Consider the following 14,991-nt stretch of genomic DNA (forward strand, 5'->3'; position numbering starts at 1 on the left):
GTTGAGGGTCCACACCGGAAAAGCGGGGGACCATCAACCAATGTAGATTAATGGCTCTCCGCCAGCACAGGGCTTTCAGCGAAACAGCGGTTAATAATAGTTACTACACGCGCCAGATCGTCAGCTTCCAAATTAGATCCACTGGGCAGACATAGGCCGTTATTGAACAGTTCTTCAGACACTCCATTTACATAGGCAGGCGCACCGGCAAAAACCGGCTGCAGGTGCATCGGCTTCCACAGGGGCCTTGACTCAATATTTTCTTTGTCCAGCGCCAGCCTGATCGTTTCCCTTGTTATCCCATTGGTGATGTTAGGATCAATCAGCAGGGTGGTAAGCCAGCGATTACTATGGCAATTGCCCGGCTCAGGCTGAAAGGATATCCCTGGCAGGAGTGACAGGTGTTTGCGGTAAAAATCAAAGTTTGCTCTCCGTTTCTCTACACGGTCATCCAGCACCTGCATCTGACCACAACCAATAGCTGCGCAGATATTGCTCAGACGGTAGTTGTAGCCGATATGGCTATGCTGGTAATGCGGCGCCGCGTCCCTCGCCTGGGTTGCAAGGAAGCGGGCCTGTTGTATCTGCTTACCATCATTGCCCAACAAGGCTCCTCCACCGCTGGTGGTGATGATCTTGTTTCCATTGAAGCTCAGCACTCCCATTAGCCCTATATTACCACATGCTTTTTTGTTGTACAGCGATCCCAGCGCCTCCGCTGCATCTTCAATAACAGGGATGTCGAATTTCTCCGCCACCGCCATGATCTCACTCATCTTCGCAGGCATACCGTACAGGTGCACCGGAATGATAGCCCCGGGTTTCTTCCCTGCCGCTATCCTTTCCCTGATCGCCGTTTCCAGCAATACAGGGTCCATATTCCAGGTATCACGTTCACTATCTACAAAAACAGGCGTTGCACCCAGGTACGCGATTGGATTGGCTGATGCAGAAAAAGTCATGCTCTGGCAGATCACTTCATCGCCTGGCTTCACTCCCACCAGGATCAGTGCCAGATGCAGTGCAGCAGTACCGGAAGATAATGCTACCGCATATCCGCTGCCGGTATAACCCGCCAATGCTTCCTCGAAAGCATCTACATGTGCTCCCAGTGGAGCAATCCAGTTACTGTCAAACGCAGCTTTGATGAGATCGAATTCTGCGTTGCCCATATGCGGGGATGACAACCACATTTTGTTATTCATTGTAATCAGTTTAATTGTTGAGATACTATTTCCCGGTATACGACTACCTCAGTATGTCAGCCTGTACCGGTCAGATACAAAATTTATGTTCTTATCCATTCTGCCCGTTACCCATAAAACGCTCCATGGTAACAGATCCTGCTGAACTGATGCCTTCTGATCTGACTACTTTCTGCATTGTCTTCCATATAATCTTTATATCGAGCAAGAGACTGGCATTATCTACATACCAGACATCATAAGCGAATTTCTGCGGCCAGCTGATGGCATTCCTGCCGTTTACCTGCGCCCAGCCTGTAATACCAGGGCGCATCTCATGACGCCTGCGTTGTTCCTCATTATACAGTGGCAGGTAATCGACCAGCAACGGGCGGGGCCCTATCAGGCTCATATCACCTTTCAGGACGTTGAGCAGCTGAGGAATTTCATCGAGCGATGTTTTGCGAACGAACTTCCCTACCGGTGTGAGCCTCACTTCATCCGGCAGCAGTTCGCCGGCAGCATCCCTGCGATCGTTCATGGTTTTGAATTTGACGACGCGAAAAATGCGGCCATCCTTTCCGGGCCTTGGTTGCAGGAAGAATGGTTTACCATTGTTAGCAACCGCCAGCAACAGTGTTAACAGCAGCATCACCGGCGATAAAAGCAATAGTGCTACCAGCGCTACCGTTACATCCATCAATGGTTTAAATATGTTCCTGTACCAATGCATTTTTTACTGGTATTTCTTTCATAATTTTTTTACCGATAAAATTCAGATAACGGAGTGCCAGTACCTGCCGGTCGAAATTCTGTTTAGCATAGCGGAAACCATTCTCCCCTTCCTGTTGCAGCCGTGCAGGATTGCGGAGATATTCCCGGATCACGGTATTATACGCCTCCGTATTTTCCGGTTCCACAAAAGAGCCCGCTTCAGCTGTTTCCACCAATTCTCTCGACACACCGTCGATCGCCATCAGAATAGGCTTCTTGCAAGCCATATAATCGAAAGTTTTATTGGAGTAAACAGTTTTGAACGTATCTACTTTCTTAAGCACAGAAGCCCCCATATCAGAAGCCAGTATATACCGGAATACTTCCTGCTTGGGCACCGCATCCAGGAAACGTACGTTCTTCACCTGCCTGTCAACCGCCAGTTGTTGCAGACGGGCCTTCTCCATTCCTTGTCCTATCAACAGGAACAACACAGGCGTATCCTCCAGTGTCTTGCCCGCATCCAGCAGTTGTTCGAGGTGATTGGCCACGCCATGCGCGCCTACATAGGTGATAACAAAGCGGCCATCGAGCTGATGTTGTTTGCGGAAGGTCTCGCAATCGAACGATTGCAGCAGGTGGTCCGATAAGGAGAAGTCCGCTGCATTAGGAATGAAAATGAGCTTATCTGTCGGCACGTTTTTCTTGTCTCTCAGCGTATTATAAAAAGCAGGCGTCAGCACATTGATGAGCGCCGCTTTGCGATAGATGAAATTTTCCACCCAATAGGCCAACTTAATTACGAGTTTATTTTTCAACACACCCGTATCAATAGCTGATTCGGGCCACAGGTCCCGCACTTCAAACACCAATGGCATACGTTTGAAGCGCGACAACAGGTAACCCGAAAAGCCCACAAATAAAGGTGGTGATGTAACAATCACGACATCGAAGCTGCCTTTCACCTTAAACAAACCGGCCCACAGCGATGAGAACATAAAAGAGAAATACCCCCAGAGCCTGCCGAGAAAACTCTTGTTATATGATTCCGACACATGACAACGCCATACCGTGACATCACCCTGTCGTTTTTTTACAAAATATTTCCCTTTATACTCAGGTCTTTTCTCGGAACCATTGGCGTGCATCATTCCCCCAAGCACAGTCACTTCTGCACCCTGGCTTGTCCAGGTTTTTGTGATCTCGTTCCATCTTGACCCTCCCGGATCATCATCTTCCAGGAAGTACTGGTGAATCAGTAGAATTTTCATAGCTAATCAATTATAATCTCTGTAATGATAGTATCCGCGTCTGATCCAAATACTACAGTTGCATTCTCTTCCTTCACACCATACAGGGAAGAATACATCCCCGACTGAAAATGCGGTTGTAATATTGCGCCGTTGCTGTCTTCTGCTTTCAATGTCAGTTTACCGGCCGCCGGCATGTGCCATAGCTGGCGCATATCCAGGTAGGATGGTTTGTGCAGTATATGGTCTTTCACCACCCAAACCGGTTGCTGCTTGCTTTTGCGCACCTGCCTTACATGTACAATATCAGCCCCTACATGCTGAAATACATGAACTGCTCCTTCCCATATGTACTCGTCGACCGTTTCGTATAGCCTTGCACGGGAGCACTGCGACCAGTTGTACCAGATAAAGCGCGGGCCTTTCAGCATCTGGTCGTAGTTGCCAAGCATCACTGTATTATGTGAAGCTGTGCCCATAAAGTAGCGCAGTGTTTCTTCGTCGGTATTGTATTTATAGCTTCCTGCGTCCATTAGCAGGTTGTCGTTATGATGCCAGATATCGAGGTGCAGGTTGTCTGCCTGGGAGGGCCTGTCTTTATGGCTTCCGCAGCGAAGCATCGTTAGGGTGTCTTTCTCTCTGCAGATAAAATACCCCCCTTCCGGAAAAGCGTACAGGGCTTTGTTATCCTCCGGTATTTTCGATTTAAATCCGGAGGGGGAAATGCCATACCACCAGGTATCTTCATAGATATCCGGAAACGATGCGTCCACCTGCAACAGCATGGCCAGGGCCTGCAACTGCGGCCGGTAGTCACGGTAGTGATGGTTATTCAGCCCGAAAAAGAGGGCACCGTCGTTAGCGCCATAGTTGGGCAACCATCCGTTGCCGTCGTTCATGCACACCCGGAGGAAACCGAGCGATTTAAGGGCCTTCTCCTTTACTACCGGAGCAAATGCTTCTCCATTGAGCGCCGACAACTGCAGCGCCCAGGTAAACAGTTGTATCACTACCCGGTGATAGTTCATCGAGAACTGGAGGAACGTGCCGTCATTATAGATCTGATAAGCAATTTCCTGTTCAAACCATTTCCTGCCGCGCGCTTTCCATTCTGCCGCGTCCGGCAGGGAAGGAAAGAGCAGCCCCCCCAGATATAGTGCGAGCGTTTCCGTTATAGCATGATTATTCCTTACGGCTATCCTCGAAAAATTGATGTTATGGTACACATGATGCAGCTGCCAATACACTGCATATTGTATCTGATCGAACAATTCGCTGGTCAGCGCCGGCGAATTGCGATAAAAATATAAAGCAAAGGTCCAGTTCAACACCCGCAAACTTATCTCCTGACTGCATTTATAATGAGGGCCACAGTTGACGGGATTGGCTTCTATCCAGGAAAGAATAGCCTCAAACACCAGCCTCGCATTGTCTTCACCGAAATGATGATCGTACCGGACCACGTCATACACCCAGGCAAAACGGGCCCGTTCCCAGACGAACTTGATATCGCCGGCCGTTGCGGAATAGTCGTTTATTTCCGTCCAGTGCGCTGTTCCGCTGTAAACATAACCGGTATCAGGATTCCTGAGCCACGAAAAATCCGGTCCCAGCGGCAGGGTCACGCCGTTGAAAAAAGTGAGCTCATTTTTCCTGATCCGTTCAAAACGTTGTGCAATTTCCGGCGCCGGCTGCCTGGGAACTTTAACATCCTCCCGGCTTTTGAAAAAGAAGGCAACTGACTGCTGTTTCCATTCTTCGAGCGACAGGTAACGTTGAAACGCAGGTGCTTTCGGGAAACGCCTTTTCAGCCGCCCGGTCCTGCGGTTCAGTTCATGTGCGGAACGGAATGCGACGTACCGCAATCCCATGTTCCGCACTACTTTCAAACCATTAAATACTGTATTCAGGCTACTCATATAACTACCACGGGTTGTTGCTTTACAGCAAACAATTCAATTAAATGCGCTACGATTCGTTCTGCTGTTTTGCCGTCCCACAGTGCGGGGATAGCTCCCTCTTTCCATTTGCCATCAAACAACCGTTGCATGGCAGGCGCCAGTGCTTTGGGGTCGGTGCCCAACAGTTCGTTGGTACCGGTGATGCAGGTTTCCGGTCTTTCGGTAGAATCGCGGAGTGTCATACAGGGCACACCCATCACCGTTGTTTCTTCTGTAATACCACCGGAGTCAGTGATGACCGCTTTGGCATTTTCCACGAGGTAGTTGAACTCCAGATAACCCAGTGGTTCCACCAGATGAAGACGGGGATGATTCACCGCGATCTTTTCCAGGTTCTTCGCCGTACGCGGATGTACCGGGAATATTACCGGCAATTCCCTGCTATTGCCCATGATCTCGTTGATAAGCAGACCGAGGTTGTTTTCTTCATCCACGTTGGCTGGCCGGTGCAGGGTCATCACAAAATACTGACGGGGCTGCAGTCCGGCTTGCTGCCAGATCGCCGGTGGTGTAAAACGGCTACGTTGTTTCAACAGCGTATCTATCATGGTGTTTCCGACAAAGAAGATCTGCGTATTGGTTTTCCCTTCTTTTTGGAGATTAGTATTGGCAACCACAGAGGTGGTGAAAAAATAATCGGTGATGGAATCCGTCACGAGGCGGTTGATTTCCTCCGGCATAGTAATATCACCGGAACGGATACCCGCTTCCACATGCGCCACCCTGATCTTCATCTTTTTAGCTACAATGGCGCAGGCCAGCGTAGAAGTGACATCTCCTACCACCAGCAGCAGATCGCAGGGGTTAGTCAGCAGTTCCTTTTCAAAGCGTACCATGATGTTGGCGGTCTGTTCCGCCTGGGTGCCTCCTCCGGCCTCCAGATTAGCATCTGGTTCAGGAATGCCCAGCTGTTCAAAAAATGAATGACTCATGTTTTTGTCGTAATGCTGCCCGGTATGCACCAGGCGGAAGCTGATATCATAACCTTCCTGCTGCTTTTCCTGGATAGCGGCGATGACAGGCGCTATTTTCATAAAGTTCGGGCGTGCGCCCGCAATAATGGTTACCTTCATATCGATATGGTTTTAATATGGTTCTGACCTGCCTCAACAGCAGGAGGTTTCTCAACAAGGTTTCTCAATAAGGTCTTTCTATGTCTGTTATGCTACGGTTTGCCTGTATAATGCAAGCAGTTCCTCACCACCATTCATCAAACGGTGAGGTTTATACATTGTTTTATTTTGTTGCATTTTGCGGATAGCATCCTCAATTTCCCATTCATTCAATCCCACCAGCTGTGTGCCTGGAGGCCTGTTCACCACATCTGTTGCCAGTACCTGCTTTTCGAGGAACAGGGCTTCCTTTACCGATAGCGAATCGCCATCTGTAGTGGTGATCCTCAGGAAAACATCTGTAACCTTCAATATTTCAAAGAAAGGATGCGGTTCACTGATCAGCAGTATATTCGGTGTAATAGAATACCCCTGCTGCAACAGATACTGCCGGTATTTACCTGAAGCATCTGAGATAAGCAGGCCTGCCTGCGGCATTTTGTTAAAGATCTTCACCAGCAACGATACCTGGTAGGTTTCATTCCCTGCTTTATCCAACGACACGGTGGAGGCATTCGTTGCAAATACAATGGGATACTTATTCCTGAAAGTGTTCGCGGCATTCCGGATAGTCTGTTGCAGATGTTCTTCCTGCTGAGGCGGAATGAAGGCACCAATCAACTGCGTTCGGCGGTTCCATTTACGTGCCCGATCAAAGCTCCGCTGGTTAAGCACAATAGGCATGTAAGCTATCCGGAAAGCATATTTATCCAGGAGATTGTAAAACCAGCCATGCCGGCCAACATTCCCGTGCAAGGTGAAAAGCATCTTCTTTCCCAACATGGTGCCAAACAGCACAAAAACCAAACGGACCACCGGATGGTAAATATGAAAATGGATATACCGGTACTGCCGGATTTGTTTCCATACAGTGCTTTTACTGCTCCTTCTGAAATCCGTAAATGAGTAGTCGTATCCGTTATTGTCAAGATATTTGAGCAATCGCTGGACATGTACCGTCACACCTCCTATAGGAGGAGGCATGGTAGCCAATATCAATAATTTCGAAGCCTGCTTCATGGTCTGCTATTTTCCTAATTCCTTAACTATTTGTATTCTAACCTGATCTGCCTTCCCGGGTTCGTCTGCCTTGGATAATACATTATTGCACAGCTGCAACGCAGCATTTCTTCCGTAACGTTTAGCATAAGCCTGTAACAGCATATAGTCTTCCACTCCCATTCTGAATCCTTCCCAGCGGCGGCTGGAGATCACACGGCTGCCTTCGTCGTACACCACAGCGTAGTCAGCAGACCTGCCATCAAAGTCGCTCCACACAGATTCCGCTCCCTGCTCGTGCCCCACATCTGCATACTGCCAGAATCCAATACCTGTTATATTTTCAGCGAATGCATGCCATGCCATAAGGCGATAATAACCGTTAGGCGACAAAGACTTGGTAGGTTTTCCGGTACTGTACATCCATACCCGTGAAGGACCATTGCCTAACCTACGCCAGGCGCTCAGTATACGATCGTCGTTATAAAGCTGCATCACGTCCGTCTGTTCGGCTATTACGTTCAATGAGGCTACATTGGAGACTGTGGCAAATAGTTTTGCGTTTTTCCTGACAGAACGGATCCAGCCGGCAAACTGCTTGTATACGGGCAATTGGGCGGGTTTGATTTCATCGAACGGGTATAAATAGACATTGTCTGCGGTAATACCCTGTTGCTGCAATGCGGGGATGATGGCATCGTACCAGTTGAGGAATGCCTGTTTCCAGCTGTCCGACATCAGATCGTTCCCCTTTTTTGAGAAATCAAGGAACAACAAGGCCTGCCGGAAGCCTTTAGCATAGGCAAGGTTATCCTGCAGGCGCTGGTTGGAAGCAAAGGCTTTTTCAGGCGCCAGTATACCGGGGTGTACGAGGAAGGTGTTCACGTAATGTCCCTGCAGGTCCTGCCTGGCGCTCGCTTCACGTCCCTTCAGCAGCGGATCATTAAAATAAGGCCATACATTCACATCGGGCCGGAGGGATTTGTATGCAGAGAGATCTCCGTTGCCGGCAGTAATATTTGCCTGAGCTGTAAGAGTGCCGGCTTTGAGCGTAAACCGGAATGTTCCGCTGTTTCCTGCTACGGCTTTCACCAACAGCAGTTTTGATTCACCTTTGGCCACACTGACGTCTGCCCCGTTATTTATTTCCTCCAAAGCGTCCGGCACAATCTTAAAATCGCGGCTCTTCACAGGTTTGGCCCAGTAAAGCTGATAGCTGATGTCAGAAGTGGAAGCAGGAAAAGCAATGGGAACGCTTTTATCCTCCTTCGTATTATTGGACAAAACAAAAGCGGCGTACTCTGTTAAGCCTTTCATCGTATAAATATTCACCGGACCTGTTGCCACACTATTGATGTCGGCCATACCGGAATTCAGCGGTGCGAGCGTTAACGTAGCCGCAACAGCTGCGCTTTTTGCCACCGGAGCACTGTAATCAGCGAAACGCTGATTGATAGCGCCTTCACGATGCTGATTCACGAAAGCGTCAATACCACTGGCGGCCATCATTACAGGCTTTTTAGCAGGCGGGGTGTTGCCGGCGAACACCTGAATTTCGTCTGTAAAGAAATAACTGCCGTTGAGCACCACTACCAGTTTGATATATTTTGCGGACTGGCCAATCTGGTCCAGCGACAGGCCCACTGTTTTGTAATATTCATCCTTTACAGGATGCTGTTTCATCATATCGCCCGCGAACGACCAGTTCTGCTGGTCTTCACTTATAAATACCAGCACGCTCAGCGGCAACAATACCTGCGCCTTCTGACCCGTTACGCTATGAACATTCACACCTCCCACCGTCAGTTTCCGGGGCAGGGTTATATTGATGACCACTTTCTCTATATTCTGCCAGCCCAGTGTTCCGGGATCTTTCCATATAGAGGAAATGTCCGACGAAAATGTGCCATCCGTCAGCGAGCTTACCTTGCTGTCGTTTTTAGTGAGACTATAATTAGGCGCAGGTGTTACCGTACATTGCAAACCGGTAACGGATTGTTGCGACACTGCGCAGAACTGTAATCCCATAAAAACAGCTAACAAAAAAACAACTGGCTTCATCATAGCAAAACATTTTTGTTATTTGATCAACGCATACACAAATACCAACCCGAAATAAAACAACAAGGCAGCTGATATCAGCTGTTTGCGTTTTTTGATAGACAACGACAGAAATCCACCGGCAAACAACACATATACCACCGGGTATACCGACATTATCCTTCTTGTGTCTGCATTAGAGCTGGCCCCAAGAATAAGCAGCGCCGCAATCAGGAACAGGAAACGAAGTTCACGGATCTGAAACAACGGGTTACGTGGCTTTATCAGCATCGTATACAGCAACACAACCCATACCACAAACCAGAATAATGCTGCAATTGCCCAGGGGAAGAAAAAAGGATTTTCTTCCAGCACCGCATAAAAAGGGAATGGCAGTGTTTGCGAGAACAATCCTACCGTGACGTGCCTCACCCCGAAAGGCAGTTTCAGCAGCATACTTCCGAAAGACCCCATGCCGGCGCCCGACATGGAAGAATCCAGATAGTTTTCACTTGTACTTTGTATAGTGTCAAACCCTTCCTTCAGCAACACGATCTGTGTCAGTGCAGGAACGGCCAGCAATATCAATATGGGAATCTTAAATTTATTCAGCGTCGCGTTATTTCTATCTGTTACCAGCAGGTAGATGTATGCCATCAAAAAGGACGCACTGAAATAACCGTGCTCCGGCCTGAATAGGAAGATGAGCACTGTAAGCACAATAGCATAGAAGATCCCGGCAACTCCCTGCCGGTTGATAAGCAACAGGAAATAAAGCCCAAACAACAGTCCTATATGCACATCGCGGAGATACACCGCGGAGAAGAAAAAATTATATGACAGTAATGCATATACGATGGTGAAGTGGAGACTGGTGTCTTTATTGATATATGTCGATAACATACTGAACAGGACCACCAGCAGAAAAGCTGAACAAAATACAACCGGCAATTTCTGCAACACAAGGGAGTTGGTATCAATATTTTTCGCCAGAAAGCCCAATACGCTCGCCATCCAGGCAAAGCCTTTCCAGTCGGACGCGAAAAAATCCGTGCGATAGTATTCGGTGATTTCACCGATACTGCGCATGGAAGCTACTTTGTCGATGTAGGTATAAAAAGTGACAGAATCCTTCGCGTAGAAAATGTCCCGGAACGGGTCCTGGATGTACAGTGTATTGGTGACCATCATATAGATGCCATACACCAGGAAAAACGACAGGAACAGGACCACTCCGGTTTGCCGGCGGGGCCCATCTTTGAACATGGCATTGATGCTCAGCAGGCCAATGCCCAGCAACAGCATATTCAGTAAAAAGGTAGCCACACTTACGGACACAATACCGGCCACACATGCGAATATAAAATTCAGCAGGAGCAGCAGATTGGTATTGGCGTTACTATTCTTCATCAGATCTCAATAATTTTATCGGCCATGGCCACATTTGTAAACCGGGTAATGGCTCTCTCATACGCCGTATGTTGCAGGCGTTCGCGCAGCACGGGATCATTGAGCACAGCCACCACTTTATGGCTGATCTCTTCTACCGATACCGGGTTCACGAGATACCCCGTCACATCATCTACCACCGCTTCGTTGGTACCTCCCCTGTTGCCGGCAATGGCTGTTTTTCCACAGGCTGCCGCTTCCAGGTATACCAGGCCAAATGATTCATAAAACTGGCTGGGCAGGATGAACAGATCGCAGATAGCGAAATAGTCCGACAATATATCACGGGATACGCCACCGGTAAATAATACATGATGGTCCAGCCCGAGATCTTTTACCTTTTGTTGTAATGTAGGGAGATAATTACCGCTGCCCGCGATGATACATAGCAGATCAGGTACTTCCCTGATGATATACCGCAGGCTATCGATGATCAGTTCCTGGCCTTTCTCCTTTACCAGGCGGGAAGCGCTGAAGAGAACGGGCCTGTCGGGACCGATCGCATATTGTTTTTTGATGGCAGCCACCTGTTCCGGTGTGCGGCGGTGAAAGATATCTGTATCGATGCCGTGCCGGATCAGTTGCAGTTTTTCTTTCAGGTTGGTTTGCTGCCACAGCTCATACTCTGCCTGACTCACCACCACGATTTTTTTCTGATGGCGCAGGAAATTGAGCATACGGCGCTGCATACCAAAAGCTCTCAACAGCAACGAAGGCTTTTCAAAGAAGCTGGCTTTTTCGTTGCCATGCAGCACCGCCAGGGAACGGTCTCCCAGCTGTTTCAACACAGGCTGGAATAACGCCCCCATTTTCTTTGCTCTTGCATCACTGAAGATGATAACGTCGAAGTGTTCCTGTTTTACTGTTTTCTTTAGCTCAAGGAAAAAGAGATAGAAATGTATATATTTTTTCTCCGGTACCGTGTGGCAGCGGACAAGGTACTTCTGTTCGAACGATGCCAGGAAATCTGCATTGCGCGCAGTTTTGTACGTCAGCAGGCTTACCTGGTGCCCGTTCTTTACCAGGCCAATCGCCAGATCGTGAGCATATACGCCCGCACCTCCGATGATAGGCGGAAATTCATAAGATATGATTAAAACTTTTTTCATACTCCCCATTCATTAAGAATATATCCTTCTACATTCTTTCCTTCATAAACGACGCCTGGGTTACCCATCACCAGTGAATTGGCCGGTACATCCCTGTTTACATAAGCGCCGGGTGCTATCAATACATCATCCCCAATGGTAATCTTTCCTACAATCACCGCATTGGACCCGATCCATACACGATTCCCTACAACGGGCACACCTTTCAGTTTTCCCCGGCTGGCCTGTCCGATCACCACACCGGGTGAGAGATTCACGTTATTGCCGAGCGTCGCATTTCCATTAACGACAATAGTGCCAAAGTGCCCGATATACAGCCCGTAGCCGATAGAAGCAGTGGGCGGTATCTGAAATCCGTACTTATACGAGTAGCGCCGGAGGATCAACCTTAACAATAACCGGAAGGGCTGAACGGCGCTTTTATATAACCGGAAAAAGAACATGTATCTAAATCCCTCTATCAGCAAAAGAGCCTTCAGGAACTGCAGTGTGCCGGTTTTCCCGTGATAACGGAACAGATCAGATCTGATGAGTTGTCTTGTGTTCATATGCAACACTGTTTTCATGGTCCTGGTGAAGTATACACCGGTTGAATGTTTCCCTGATCTTTATACTGTATTCCCGGCACTGGTTTCCCGACAGGATATACTCTTCGTGGAACGACTTCAGTTTTTGTGAAATCAGATAGGCGTCCACGTTACACCGGTATTTCATAGCCAATATCAATGCGTGCATCCTACCGGAGTATACGTCTGAGGCCGACTGGTACAGCTCCTGCAGGTCGCTTACCGTATGCAGCTTTGCAACGGGCACTTCCAGCTGATGGTGTTGCCGGAGATAATCGCGGAAAGCGATGGATTCTGCAGCATCTGTGATGGTGGTGTAAAAAAGCACCACGGGCAGTCCCTGCTGCGTATACTTTCTCACCACGCTATACCACTCGTGATAGTAATCCAGCCGGGTTTTTCCGGGCTCATTATATTTAGCAAATACTTCGTTGTAGCTGGTAATGCCTACCAGCGCCCTGCGGTTGCCGTTGTTGGTTTCCACGCGGTTGTTACCATGATAGAATGCAACGTCAGGCGTCAATACAGCAACGCGTTCGAACTTAACGCGGGCCGTAGTTTGGGAAAAGGTATCTCTTACCCAGATCACGTCTGCTAAAGCCAGGGCTTTGGAGAAAAATGAGGTTTCTTTCGGGTTAAAGGTAGTCCCTATGCCCACTCCTATCAGGCAGATCTTTGCTTTTGTCAGTTTTTTTGCCAGCTTTGTCCACCAGTACATAGCAATCGCAAACCTGCTGGGATAATCTTTCCCGGAGGATTCTATCAGCTGACCGCCGCCAATCACCACCAGATCATAATCCTGTCTCTTTAAAATATTACTGATATGACGATAGTGCTGTGCAATCCAGTATATGCCTGACAGTTTCAGTTTTACCCGGCGGGCAAACGACAGGGATGCCGGTGCCATGGCCCCGATGCCCGCTTCCAGATACCCGTAGGCTGGCAGCTGTTGCATCCCCGGATTGGTGAAATAGGCAAAATCGGTGCTAAAGCCACTATCCTGCAGCAGTTGCGTCATGCTCTCTCGGATAGCCTGGTCCCCCAGGTTATTAGAGAAGCCTTCATTAATGATCAATGCCTTTCTCATATTCTTCGTCTGATTAATTTTCCGATCAGTAAGCGCTGATCTTTGTTCAGGCTTACAAACCATGCAAAGGGAATACTACATAAACCAATCACTGCGGCTGATAATATCAGGCCTGTCCATGATCCGGGCAGCAGTAAATGCCGGCCCAACCATGACAACAGGAGTACCCATATAAAGAGGCCGCATCCTCTCAGTATGCTCGGGTAATAAAACCAGGGGCTTTGTTCCAGGATCTTTGCCGCATATGTGGGCGAAAAGATCAGGTTCTTGACTGTCAGCAGTACCGCTGAAACTACGGCCACGCTATAGATGCCCCAGTTGAATGTCTTTATTACCAGTATGCCCAGTACCAGGTTCAATATCCCGCAAAAGAAGGAAGTGAGCCCTGGTACTTTTACCTTATTGTACACCGAATTGATGGACAGTATGGGTAATACCGACAGGTTAAAGATCAGGTGCCCTGTGAGCAGGACCATTAGCGGATAAAAATGTGTAAACCGCTCTCCCACCCATAATTTCAGGATCACATCTGAATACGCCACGATGATACCTATGGGAATGGCCAGTACCAAACCCATTGCCACCACCGTATATTTTGAAAATTTCAGCAGGTTGCTGAAATCCTTATCCGCGTAATACTTGTATACCACTGGTGTAAAAATGGCTACAAACACGCCGGCAAAAGAGCGCAATAAGGTATGCCATTGGGCCACAGTGCTGAACTCACCGGTAGCGGTAGCTCCATAGTAATGATTCAGCAGAATGATGTCGATATTGATAAAGAGCAATGTTCCAATCTGGTTGATCACCAGCCAGAAGCTCATCGATCCAATATAACGGACGATGGACTGATCGAAATAATGCATCCTCAGCTTCAGGAAAGGAAACTTGCGCCCTATCCAGATCAGCGCGGCGACAAACGACACCAGCGATGAAATAAAGAAGGCGATCCCTATCAGGCTCAGTTTGGCGGAGGCATTGAGCAATAAAAAGATCAGCGCTGTCCTCACCACTATTTCCAGGATGGCGATAAAGCGTTGAATATAGATCTTGTTGGATGCAAATGCCGGCACCAGGAAAAGCCCGCGGATAAACGTCAGGATGAAAGAGGTGATAATCGCTACAAACACCCATCTCATCTCCCCCGCGGGATAACTCCTATAGCTGATGATATCTTTTATATCATATAAAAACCACGCGATAAACGGCAGCAGCGCCAGTATCAGCAGTATGGCCGCGATGATGGATGATGAATAGATAGCGTTGGAAGCCATATGATCATCTTTTCTCATCGCCAGTGTGAAATTCCTGCCTACGGCCGCATCGATGGCGATAGTGACGATAGACAGGTAGGCGCTGAAGGAAGTGGCCAGCGCTACGATACCATAGCCGTCCACTCCGATCTTTGAAATATAGAAGGGAACTACCACCAGGCCCAGTAAAATATTCAATACCAGCGCCAGGAAATTCGTCCCAAGGTTTAACGACATCTCATACCTCACCCCTTTCGTTGACATCAT

The 14,991-nt window shown here is 48.4% G+C and carries 12 protein-coding genes; all 12 read right to left on the reverse strand.

What is annotated here, in order from left to right:
* Positions 1-47: 47 nt before the first annotated feature.
* The gene (locus HHL17_RS25060; RefSeq protein WP_169227588.1) at positions 48-1,205 is read right to left on the reverse strand and encodes an aminotransferase class I/II-fold pyridoxal phosphate-dependent enzyme; all 1,158 of its coding nucleotides are present in this window, start codon (positions 1,203-1,205) and stop codon (positions 48-50) included.
* A gap of 91 nt (positions 1,206-1,296) precedes the next feature.
* Positions 1,297-1,917 (reverse strand): sugar transferase, encoded by a 621-nt coding sequence (locus HHL17_RS25065; RefSeq protein ID WP_169227589.1) that lies wholly within the window; start codon positions 1,915-1,917, stop codon positions 1,297-1,299.
* Positions 1,892-3,169 (reverse strand): glycosyltransferase family 4 protein, encoded by a 1,278-nt coding sequence (locus HHL17_RS25070; RefSeq protein ID WP_169227590.1) that lies wholly within the window; start codon positions 3,167-3,169, stop codon positions 1,892-1,894. The genes HHL17_RS25065 and HHL17_RS25070 overlap by 26 nt, the downstream gene beginning before the upstream one ends.
* Positions 3,170-3,171: 2 nt before the next feature.
* Positions 3,172-5,067 carry a heparinase II/III domain-containing protein gene (locus HHL17_RS25075; protein WP_169227591.1) on the reverse strand — a complete coding sequence of 632 codons (1,896 nt, stop codon included), beginning with the start codon at positions 5,065-5,067 and terminating at the stop codon, positions 3,172-3,174.
* Entirely contained in the window at positions 5,064-6,182 is a 1,119-nt protein-coding gene (gene wecB, locus HHL17_RS25080) for a non-hydrolyzing UDP-N-acetylglucosamine 2-epimerase (protein WP_169227592.1), read from the reverse strand. Before wecB ends, HHL17_RS25075 begins: the two co-directional genes overlap by 4 nt.
* 87 nt (positions 6,183-6,269) lie before the next feature.
* Complete coding sequence (locus HHL17_RS25085; protein WP_169227593.1) at positions 6,270-7,241, reverse strand: glycosyltransferase family protein; 972 nt, start codon at positions 7,239-7,241, stop codon at positions 6,270-6,272.
* A gap of 6 nt (positions 7,242-7,247) precedes the next feature.
* Positions 7,248-9,284, reverse strand: coding sequence for a glycoside hydrolase domain-containing protein (locus tag HHL17_RS25090; protein WP_169227594.1), 2,037 nt, complete (start codon positions 9,282-9,284; stop codon positions 7,248-7,250).
* Positions 9,285-9,299: 15 nt separating this feature from the next.
* Complete coding sequence (locus HHL17_RS25095; RefSeq protein WP_169227595.1) at positions 9,300-10,670, reverse strand: hypothetical protein; 1,371 nt, start codon at positions 10,668-10,670, stop codon at positions 9,300-9,302.
* Positions 10,670-11,818 carry a glycosyltransferase family 4 protein gene (locus HHL17_RS25100; RefSeq protein WP_169227596.1) on the reverse strand — a complete coding sequence of 383 codons (1,149 nt, stop codon included), beginning with the start codon at positions 11,816-11,818 and terminating at the stop codon, positions 10,670-10,672. Before HHL17_RS25100 ends, HHL17_RS25095 begins: the two co-directional genes overlap by 1 nt.
* Entirely contained in the window at positions 11,815-12,366 is a 552-nt protein-coding gene (locus HHL17_RS25105; protein ID WP_169227597.1) for a serine acetyltransferase, read from the reverse strand. The genes HHL17_RS25100 and HHL17_RS25105 overlap by 4 nt, the downstream gene beginning before the upstream one ends.
* On the reverse strand, positions 12,338-13,471 hold the full coding sequence (locus tag HHL17_RS25110) for a polysaccharide pyruvyl transferase family protein (protein WP_169227598.1): 1,134 nt from the start codon (positions 13,469-13,471) through the stop codon (positions 12,338-12,340). The genes HHL17_RS25105 and HHL17_RS25110 overlap by 29 nt, the downstream gene beginning before the upstream one ends.
* Positions 13,468-14,991 carry an oligosaccharide flippase family protein gene (locus tag HHL17_RS25115; protein ID WP_169227599.1) on the reverse strand — a complete coding sequence of 508 codons (1,524 nt, stop codon included), beginning with the start codon at positions 14,989-14,991 and terminating at the stop codon, positions 13,468-13,470. Before HHL17_RS25115 ends, HHL17_RS25110 begins: the two co-directional genes overlap by 4 nt.

The organism is Chitinophaga fulva (genome assembly GCF_012927205.1).
In the GTDB taxonomy this organism is placed as follows: domain Bacteria; phylum Bacteroidota; class Bacteroidia; order Chitinophagales; family Chitinophagaceae; genus Chitinophaga; species Chitinophaga fulva.